We start from the raw sequence: 9,580 nt of genomic DNA on the forward strand, positions 1-9,580 counted from the left end.
CATTTTCCTTTGATTTGATTTTCTTGTTCAAAGATAGGTGTTTTTAAATAATGGTACAAGTAACGGATAGTCATATAGAATAAAGCATATGAACACCCTATTATATATTTTTTCTTTCCTTTTTTTGAGAAATTTATATAAGAGGATCGGGATAGACAGGTAGGCTACTCCAATGGCGATATTTGCCATAATGTAAAGCCAACCGAGAGTCTCTGACCATTGCCCACAAATCCATCGCGGCATAAAGCCACCAGAACTGAAAAGATTTTCTACGATTTCAAAAATTTCATTCATCTTACTATCTATTTTTTTGTCCTATCAGCACTCTAGTATCACAGCATCTAGGGTATAACTAACAATTTTCCATATAACGTTTTAGTGGGTTGCCCATAACGTCAGACTGTGAAAAAACGTGCACAATCCTTGCAACAAATATACTAAAATACTTGTAAGATAAATAAAGAATTTGTACATTTAGTGATGTAACACATCCAAGAAACCCCATCTGGAGCTCGTCTGCGACGAGTACCTACTTTCTTTTGTAAACTAAATAAAGCGTTTACAACGCGGTTCTTCAAAACATAGTACCCCAGGGGTTCAACATTTACATTAAAACAAACGGAATTATCTTCTTCATAATTCCTATAACTACTATTGACATAATCCCTTTCGTGAAAAACAATTTCTGCCTCTACCGGATTATAATGTATGTAATTTACACGTTGCTCCATTTTTTCGAAAGTATCTAATATAACGGGATGAAAACCATCTTGCCATAATTTATAATTTTTAGCTCTACCTGATTTCTGATCTTCATAACTAAATTTCCGTAACAACCATTCTCGTCTGCTTACAGGATGCTCGTTGATAGCTTCTATTAGTTTTTTGAGGTAAACTTTTTGAAATCGCGAATAACATTTTGTAGCTCCCCATCAAATGCAGTTACAATTAAATGAATATGACTGCTCATATAGACATAAGCGTAAACACTCAATCCTTTTTCTTTAATACAATAATTTAAGGATTTGTCTAAGATATTACAATAAATTGGTCGTACCAATAAATCTAACCAATCTACTATTGTTATAGTTATAAAAATAGGTGTAGTACTATCAATAACTTTGTGTTTTTCAGATGTTTTTTATTTAAAATATAGCGCTATTGTGGTGATAAACCGCGTTGCAAACGCTACGACTTGAGTATTAATTTTGGTAGGTACTCGTCACAGACGGGTACCAGTGGGATCTGCCAGCTTGGTGTCTTGGCGGTAGCCAAAGTTCTAGTTCCTATAAAAGCTAAATTATGGGTAAGGTGTTTTATGTCCAATAGTGAAGGAAAACACGAGAAAAACCAAGGTGATATTACTCTAAGAAAAAGAGGACACTAAATCCTCTTGATATTCTCTCTCAAAAATTTACGATAACTCCATAGTGTTGACGGCAGGTACTCCGGTTCCGTTCAACAGGAGTTTCATTGTTCGTGCTGCGCATGCAACGAAACTCTAACTGTTGTAGGCATTGCCTGTTTTACTTTAATGTTTCAACTTCTCTATTTTAATTGCTTTTTGCTTTATCCATTGAATCGCAATATCAGCTGGTTCGGTTATATTGGCTGAAGATGTGTTATGTCCTAATGTTGAAAATAATGTATATTCGAAAGGTTTGCCTTGAACTTTAAACGTATTTAGTTGCTCGATACAAAACTTTACCGGAATCTGTATATCCTTCTCTCCAAAAAGCCAAAGTCCTGGAATTGAAACAGCACTTAAAGAAACTTTTGGATTAGTTCCAATAAATTGATACCGATCAGGATCATTCTTTATATGCTCACGAGCGTTTTCCTCTGTATTATTTTCCCAAAAATCGTTATTTCCATTAGTATAGAATTGAAATCTTAGTTGTTCTAAAGTTGTAATCGTAGGACAACTAAATAAAACCATAAATTCTACAAATGGATTTGTGCTTGAAGTAATTGGTATTATCCATCCTGCTTGACTAAAACCAACAAGACCTACAGGAATATTTTTATTCTGTTGGTGAAGTAAGTTTACTGCATTGCTTGCATCTTTCGCCAATAGATTGAGATTAGTTGAATCAATATTATTTGTACCTATTTCAGGTCCATTATATACTCCACCTGATTTTCCAACTCCACGTTTGTCGTATGTTAAAACACAAATACCGTTTTTTGCCAAAAGTTTTGCAAATTCGTTCATTCGAGTTTCCTGACCTGAACCGTGAACAATTACTACTGCTACTTTGAAATTTTTAGGTTTATAGACTGTTCCGTCGAGAATTACTCCTTCACTCTTAAATGTCACATTCTCTATTTTTATTGAGTCTGACGTTTGAGCATCTATTTGATTTAAAGGTGACATTATAATTAACATAAAAAGAAAAATTTCAAAAAGAATTGAAAAATTATTGAATACTTTAACCGTTTCTAAGTCAATCGAAATATGTTTTTTCTTAATCATAATATGTTTTTATAATTTTTTTTAGCATTTTCGGTGGCATTGCCTACAACGTCATACTGTGAAAAAACATGCAAAATCATTGCAACAAATATACTAAAATACTTGTAAGAAAAATAAATATTTTGTGCTTTTAATGATGCAACACATCCAAGGAATATCTTGCAATCAACTTCAGGTTAGCAGTCTAGAAGACACCATCAGCCAGGAGTATTAATTTAGGTAGGTACTCGTCACAGACGAGCACCAGTGAGGTTTTATTGTTCGTGCTGCGCACGCAACGAAACTCTAACTGTTATGCGTTCGTTGTTTTTTCCGAGTAGATTCGATTTTCTGTTTAGTCAATTGTCGAAATATAAATATCTACTTCTGCATTACTCCAATCTTGACTTCTTTCATCATATACTTCAAAATCAAATCCAAACTTTCGTTCTGTGTCAGAATTCCATATTTCTTTCCAAGCATCCGTTACACAGCCCGTCATAACACCTTTTGCAGTAAACTTGCTGTATTCTTGGGTTGGTACCGTAAGTTCTTCAAGTTCTTTAGGCGTTTCTGAATTCTTTTTTACTTTACACCCGATAAAATATGAAAAAGGGGTTGTTTCGTCTTTTTCATAGTCAAAGTAGACAGCATATACTTCATTAGATAATTTTTCCGGAATAACATCGAAAATTTTATCTGTTTCAAATTTTTGCCATAATTCGCCACAATCTTTACTTGATTGCTTGTTTTGGTTCGTTGTTTTACGGTAGAGCTTTATTCCAACTAACTTAAAAGCGTCTTTTTTTTCTATCATAAATAGTATTTTATTTTGATTATTCGTGTTGTTTTACAATGACCGTATAACGTCAGACTGTGAAAAAAGGTGCACAATCCTTGCAACAAATATACTAAAATACTTGTAAGAAAAATAAATATTTTGTGCTTTTAGTGATACAACACTCCCGAAGCTTCGGGACAAGGAATATCTTGTAATTAACTCCAGGTTAGCTGTCTAGAAGACACCATCAGCCAGGAGTATTAATTTAGGTAGGTACTCGTCACAGACGAGCACCAGTTGGGGTCATTGTTCGTTATTCGCACGCAACGGAGCTCTAACTGTTATGCATTCGCTTTTTTTTTAATCGTTAATTCTATTTTTAACGTCCATTTTTTCGTGTAAGATTCTTATAACTTCCATTTCAGGATTTTCAACTCGTTTACAAAATATTAAATGTGATTTCACCTTTGAATATCGATAATCGTTTCGAATAATCCCGAAATCTTTGGTTGTTTCAAAATTTTCCGAAACAAATTCTATTTCGTCCATTATCAAATTATAATATCGGTTCGCTTGTTCAACTGACCAATTTTCAGCCGTATAAATCCAAATATTATTCAAATCTTCTAACGCTTTTTCACTTATAATATATTCCGCCATTACTTTTGGAAATTTTCATTCAACCATTTCAGATTTTCTGCTCGGTTAAAATTTCTGATTTTTCCGCTTTTTTCTCCAAGTTCTAATTCTGCAATTAAAGATTTAGTTTGAATTTCTTCCTGTTCAAAATGTCGCAAAGCAGTTCTTATAACTTCACTTACCGAATTATATTTACCAGTTGCAATTTGTCCGTTTATAAAACTTTCGTAATATTCTCCAATTAAAATTGATGTATTTCGTGCCATAATTTCATGTTTTTTTACAAATATACCAATATATGGTATTTTACAATGAAATTTTTGGTTATTTTACGGTTTTCTGTCGCTCGAAAGTGACGCACAACGTCATACTGTGAAAAAACGTGCAAAATCATTACAACAAATATACTAAAATACTTATAATAAAAACAAAGATTTTGTACATTTAGTGATGCAACACTCCCGAAGCTTCGGGACAAGGAATATCTCCCAATCAACTTCAGGTTAGTAGTCTAGAATACACCATCAGCCAAGAGTATTAATTTAGGTAGGTACTCATCACAGACTAGCACCAGTGGGATCCGCCAGCTTGGTATCTTGGAGGTAGACAAAGGCTACCATAACGGACGAGAAATAGACAGCTGTAAAAACAACATCACCACCATTGTGGTGCATCCTGATCAAGGTAAGAGCAACGAAAACGGCACCCAACCCGAGTATTTTGTGTCGAAATTTACGTATAACAAAGAGAATAATACGTACACTTGTCCGCAAGGTCAAACACTCACCACTACAGGGAGTTGGCACAAAAAAACAGGACGCACCGAAGAAAGTGGTTACCAGTTCCAAAAATATCGCACACCAGCTTGCAGAACTTGTCCAGTAAAAGACCAATGCACCAGTCGTAAAGGTGGAAGGGAAATTGACCGAAGCCAATATGCTCAAGCAGTAGAGGAGAACCGCCAGCGCTACAAAGAAAACCCACAACGCTACCGAAAGAGGCAAGAATTGAAGCGAAGCGGAAATCACGAAAACAAATAAAAAACAATAAAAAATTGAGTAAATCAACGAACATATCTTTGGGACAATCAAGCGAAAATGGGGATATAATTACACCGATTTAATAGGACTGGAAAAAGTAAACGGGGAACATAGCCTTATTATGTTGGTTTATAACATCAAACGGAGCATCAATATCCTTAGTGTTCCCGATTTAATAGCCAAACTCAAAACTTGGAACTCAGCTTACAAGGCAAAAGTCTTGTTTTTTGTAAAAACCACTTACATAAGGCTCTTTTTAGCTAAAATTATTTTTAGAACAAACCAAAACACTTCAAAATATTGCTGGGCTTAAAATTCATTTATAGTAATCTTGTGAAGTGAAATAGTGTTGAAAATGGCGTTTATTCACAGCCTGACGTCCCGCCGCTTTGAGATGGTGTGTGGTTCGTAACCTTTCAACTTTCGGCTTTGCAGAAAAGTTGATGCGAAACGGTAATTCCACTAAATCACACGCTAGCTCAAAACGGCTGTTACCTGCTGGCCTCCTGTCCACCGTGTCGCTGAGGGCTGACTAATTACTCACTTTATCATTCATTTTTTTTGTATTCGTGATTACTTAGTAATGCCATTTATTCTTGATTGTAATTCCAAGATTCTTTTCATTAGTTGGTCAAATTTTAACGGATCTCCATAAATCATAAAACTGGTCATTGCTTCATAATCCCTTTCATAGTCTTTTATTACCTTGTCTGGCGGTATTATACTGATTTTACTTGGAATATGATTATTGTAGTCAAGACCTCTCAATGGATTAAATTTTTCTCTGTGTGCAACAATACTATTGTAGAGTTCTATGTTTTTCAACACCTCAATTCCGTGTTCGGTATCCATCAATTTTTCCAAGTCATATAAATGCCTTGAAAGTCTGTCAATACGGATTTTTTCAACGTCTTGTGAAAATTCTTCGTGAAGCAAAAATACTTTTTCTAAAAACGTTCTTTGTGGAAGCACTGTCGGTATTGGAAAAGGAACTGTTGCAAAACTTTGTTTAGGAAAGTTATCGCTTAAAATTGAGCTGATTTCTCTTTCCTCGATTGGCTCCATTAATGAACGTGAACTTACTTCTATCAAAACCCTTTGGGGTAAATATTCCGATGTGTCAATTACTGAATTGTAATGAATTTCAATTACCTGTGGGTCTTTGTCTGAATCTTTTACTGGTTGAGCAATTAGTTTACATTCGCTAATTGCCTTCCACTCGGTCAATATTTTTGTTAAATCGTCAAGAAATGTAGTTGATATAAATTCACAAGATTCCTTCCTTAAATTTTTGATTTGAGTTTTACTAATCTCTCCCTCAAAACCAAAAAACTTTCTATCAATAGCCAAGTCAATATCTTCCGAAAATCGTTCTATCAAATTCCAACCTTTGCTTAGTGAAGTTCCACCTTTGAAAACAATATTTTTACTGTAAGGCAAAGAGAATGAAGCGTTCAATGCCAATGTTACCCACCAATCTTTTTCAATAGCTACCGAAGGTAAACCCGTTAGTTCTGTTGCCTGATTAAGAATTTCAATTCTTCTTTCCTTTGATAATGTTAGCCAATTGTTATTCATCTAATCGTTTGTATTAAGATTTTATTTATCCAAGCTGATGCAAGTTTGGCATCATTCATTATATTTTCTCTTTTCTCTTTTTTGAGAAGGTTTTGAATTTTTGTGATTGTTTCATCATCTACTTTTGATTGACCAATAGTTTTTAGTGCCTGAATTACCAAACTGCTTATTTCGCCTTGTGCTAATAAATTTTTTGGACTTGTATTTTTAAAAGTAATTATTCTTTTTCCAACTTTAATGCTTCTTGCTGCTCCATCGGTCAGATAAACAACTTTCATAGGAACTTGGGTTGATAAGCCTAGTTTATTTAATGCCTGAACTCCTGTTGGGACAATTCTTGCCTTGTCTCGCCTTGCAATTGCTTTAGCTATATCTTCGGTTGACGGAAACAGAACTCCAAGTTCCTTGTCAATTCTGGGATATAAGTAAATGCCGTGAGCCAAGCGAACAAGTACTTCTTTTTCTTTCAATCGTAACAAGGCTTTCTTGACACTTTCGGGATTACCATAATCCAAAAAATCATCTACAAAAAGAACACTTCCTTTTGGGTGTGATTTCAGCACTTCGGCAATTTTATTTTCTACTATTGGTCGTTCCATTATAATTCATTTCGTCCCAAATTTAATGAATATTTGGGACAACAACTCATTTTTCTGAAAAATTATAAATACTACTTGCACCTGAAATTAAGAAATCGTAGAAGTTTATTCCTTGATATTTACACGTTTCGAGGATGGATAGTAAAATTAAATGATTCTCAATGTTTTGTGGAGTAAGACTTTTACTGATTTTCTTTCTCCATTTAGCAAAAGGTTTAATAGCGTGTTCTGCATTATTATTGTTCCAAGGAATCCCATCAAATTTTAAAAACAAAAATAGTTTCTCTCGGTATTTTAGAAGTCTTTTTTTATATGAAAAAGCTAATTCAGATTCAAACTCTTTAAAAACTACTTTTGAGTAAAATTTTTCTACATCTTTTATATGCTTGTTTAAATGGATTTGTTTCAAACCGTATTTATCAATTGTCTCAATGATGTTTCGAAGCAAATTTCCAAATTCCGTCACAATATTTTTAAATTCTTCATCCAATTGATTTTTCAAAAAATCTTCGTTTAAGTCACGAATTAGATGTACAAGACACTTCTGTTGGTCACATTCTAGAGAATCATAACCTGTATAAAAATCGGAAACCAGAACACCATTAAAATCTTTGAGTAGCTCTTTCAAAAATTCAGGTTCTCTTGTTTCTCGAAATTCATAATAGACGCTGTCATAGTTAGCAAATACCCAAACATACCCGTCAATACCTTTTATTCTTGCAATCGTCTCATCAATATGAATAAGGTTGGAATTCTCCATATTTTTAATAATCTCTTTGTAAGTTGCTATATACTTTTTTGCAATAATTTCTTTGAAACGTGTCATTTGAGTGGTGGAAACACTAATTTTAAAGGAATCTTTCAGTAAATTAATTATACTTTCAGAACTTAATTTGTATTGTATTTTCTGATTAACAGACCATAGCATAAGGTTGTATCCATATTGAGGTAATGTTTGCATATTTTCAACCATAAAGTTACTCTTGCACTCTAGACATCTATAAGCTCCACCTTCATATTCAGCTACCTGCTTTTTAATGCCTTGTTTCATAAAGATTAAATCTATTTGTGTTTTTTTGCTTGAGCGAAATTTTTTAATATTGACACTTTTACATTTTTCACAGTTTTCCGGAAATAAGTTTACTTTTTTGTCAACTTTATTATATCTTTTCGATGCTTCTTTTTTCTTTGTAATTGCTCTGTAAACTTTCTTTTCTGTTCTCAAAAAAATATGTTCTCTTTGATAGTCAAAATATGCTTTTGCATTTATTTCATTAAAATGGTCAATAGCAAAAACCGTTACACCCCATTTAAAAATATTTTGTTGTTTTAATGAATTTGTCAATACTTCCTTATCACTACTACCTGATAAGGATTGAAGCCAATTTTTAATCCTTAATAAAGCATTACAATCTTCAATATTATATTTCAAAAGCTTGCTCTTAAATTCTGAATCGTTCGTCAGTTCCCACTTGTAACGCCAAAATATGCTTTGTAAACCTGACGCTTTTTCATCAGACCAAACAAATCCTAAGTGAAAAGCAATGTCTTTTAAACCATTTGTATAGGTTGGGGTGTAAACATCATTTGATATAAAGCTTAAAATGTTAACTGAATGTGAGATGATAAAATTGAGTTTATCCTGATATGATTTCGAAATATTTTTAGCAATTTGTTTCAATGCTTGAATTTCATACGCCCCATAGTGGTAAACAACAAAATCATTCAGACCGCTAAATAAATCGAGCATTTGAATAAATATATCTTGTTGCTTTTCTATGGTGTCAGCCCAAAACGAATACTCGCATATTTCTTTACCTTCTTTTACAACCACTCCTATCAAATAATAAAAATTCCTATCGGGAACACCTTCAATATCCATAAATATTTCAACTCTTGGTTGAGTCAAATTAGGAATTTCTTGAATGAAAGTTTTTTGTTCACGAATTGCTAATGCCTTTAGTTCGGGTAAAAACTTTCTCTTACGATATGGATTCTTTTTAGGTCTGAATGAGTATGATAATTGTTTTACAGAAAAAACACCTCTATTGTTTTTCTGCTCTATCTCTTTTTCTTTCAAATTACCTAGAAGGCTCAAGTCATCTCTCTCTCGAAGTTTTTCAAGACAGTCTTTACTAAACTCACAAACTTGACAATGCGTGTTTTTATAAAATAAGTCACGGTGAATGGGAATATTGAGAAGAGTGAAAGAAGTTATTTATAAAGAATGCTTTTTTTTTACCCATTATCTCATTCATCTGCACAAAATCCTCGTTTAGTCCAAGTATTCCTAAACTCACATCTTTGTTTGCTTCATTTCGCTAATTTCCAATCCAATTAAAGACGATGTTTCTGTACATAAATTAAAAAACCAGTTTTACCGTAGGCAAAACTGGTTTTTAAAGAACATTATTTTAATCAAAAGAATTCCTCGAGGCTCTGCCTCGGGGTCATAAGTAAAAAAGATTAGTACATTTGTTTGATGAGC

11 protein-coding genes are annotated in these 9,580 nt (G+C 33.3%); 2 read left to right on the forward strand and 9 right to left on the reverse strand.

Translation table 11 applies throughout. The features are described from left to right. Window positions 1–27: 27 nt before the first annotated feature. The 6 genes from FNW17_RS16845 to FNW17_RS16000 form a co-directional block, all read right to left on the reverse strand. On the reverse strand, window positions 28–294 hold the full coding sequence (locus tag FNW17_RS16845; RefSeq protein ID WP_449404059.1) for a hypothetical protein: 267 nt from the start codon (window positions 292–294) through the stop codon (window positions 28–30). A gap of 143 nt (window positions 295–437) precedes the next feature. After that, a complete protein-coding gene (locus tag FNW17_RS16615; protein ID WP_235893297.1) occupies window positions 438–836 on the reverse strand; it encodes a hypothetical protein in 399 nt (132 codons plus the stop codon). 695 nt (window positions 837–1,531) lie between these two features. After that, window positions 1,532–2,476 carry an alpha/beta hydrolase family protein gene (locus FNW17_RS15985; protein WP_218043878.1) on the reverse strand — a complete coding sequence of 315 codons (945 nt, stop codon included), beginning with the start codon at window positions 2,474–2,476 and terminating at the stop codon, window positions 1,532–1,534. A 334-nt stretch (window positions 2,477–2,810) separates the two neighbouring features. Continuing rightward, the gene (locus FNW17_RS15990; protein ID WP_143390780.1) at window positions 2,811–3,272 is read right to left on the reverse strand and encodes a GyrI-like domain-containing protein; all 462 of its coding nucleotides are present in this window, start codon (window positions 3,270–3,272) and stop codon (window positions 2,811–2,813) included. A gap of 324 nt (window positions 3,273–3,596) precedes the next feature. Next, window positions 3,597–3,896 (reverse strand): type II toxin-antitoxin system RelE/ParE family toxin, encoded by a 300-nt coding sequence (locus FNW17_RS15995; protein WP_126563170.1) that lies wholly within the window; start codon window positions 3,894–3,896, stop codon window positions 3,597–3,599. Next, window positions 3,896–4,141 carry a type II toxin-antitoxin system ParD family antitoxin gene (locus tag FNW17_RS16000; protein WP_144072185.1) on the reverse strand — a complete coding sequence of 82 codons (246 nt, stop codon included), beginning with the start codon at window positions 4,139–4,141 and terminating at the stop codon, window positions 3,896–3,898. The genes FNW17_RS15995 and FNW17_RS16000 overlap by 1 nt, the downstream gene beginning before the upstream one ends. A gap of 330 nt (window positions 4,142–4,471) precedes the next feature. Between FNW17_RS16000 and FNW17_RS16705 the strand changes: the two genes are divergently transcribed. Both FNW17_RS16705 and FNW17_RS16710 read left to right on the forward strand, forming a co-directional pair. Beyond that, window positions 4,472–4,915: a transposase gene (locus tag FNW17_RS16705; protein WP_262710868.1), complete on the forward strand. Its 444-nt coding sequence runs from the start codon at window positions 4,472–4,474 to the stop codon at window positions 4,913–4,915. Between the two features lie 82 nt (window positions 4,916–4,997). After that, window positions 4,998–5,228: a hypothetical protein gene (locus FNW17_RS16710; RefSeq protein WP_262710869.1), complete on the forward strand. Its 231-nt coding sequence runs from the start codon at window positions 4,998–5,000 to the stop codon at window positions 5,226–5,228. 260 nt (window positions 5,229–5,488) lie between these two features. Here FNW17_RS16710 and FNW17_RS16010 read toward each other — a convergent pair whose 3' ends face one another. Genes FNW17_RS16010 through tnpC form a run of 3 tightly spaced genes read right to left on the reverse strand, consistent with a single transcriptional unit; the run spans window position 5,489 to window position 9,310 of the window. Beyond that, window positions 5,489–6,493 (reverse strand): nucleotidyl transferase AbiEii/AbiGii toxin family protein, encoded by a 1,005-nt coding sequence (locus FNW17_RS16010; protein WP_144072186.1) that lies wholly within the window; start codon window positions 6,491–6,493, stop codon window positions 5,489–5,491. Beyond that, the gene (locus tag FNW17_RS16015; RefSeq protein ID WP_144072187.1) at window positions 6,490–7,092 is read right to left on the reverse strand and encodes a DUF6088 family protein; all 603 of its coding nucleotides are present in this window, start codon (window positions 7,090–7,092) and stop codon (window positions 6,490–6,492) included. Before FNW17_RS16015 ends, FNW17_RS16010 begins: the two co-directional genes overlap by 4 nt. 46 nt (window positions 7,093–7,138) lie before the next feature. Next, window positions 7,139–9,310 carry an IS66 family transposase gene (tnpC, locus tag FNW17_RS16020; protein ID WP_317129786.1) on the reverse strand — a complete coding sequence of 724 codons (2,172 nt, stop codon included), beginning with the start codon at window positions 9,308–9,310 and terminating at the stop codon, window positions 7,139–7,141. Window positions 9,311–9,580: the final 270 nt, after the last annotated feature.

It is taken from the genome of Flavobacterium franklandianum, from assembly GCF_007097365.1.
Classification (GTDB): domain Bacteria; phylum Bacteroidota; class Bacteroidia; order Flavobacteriales; family Flavobacteriaceae; genus Flavobacterium; species Flavobacterium franklandianum.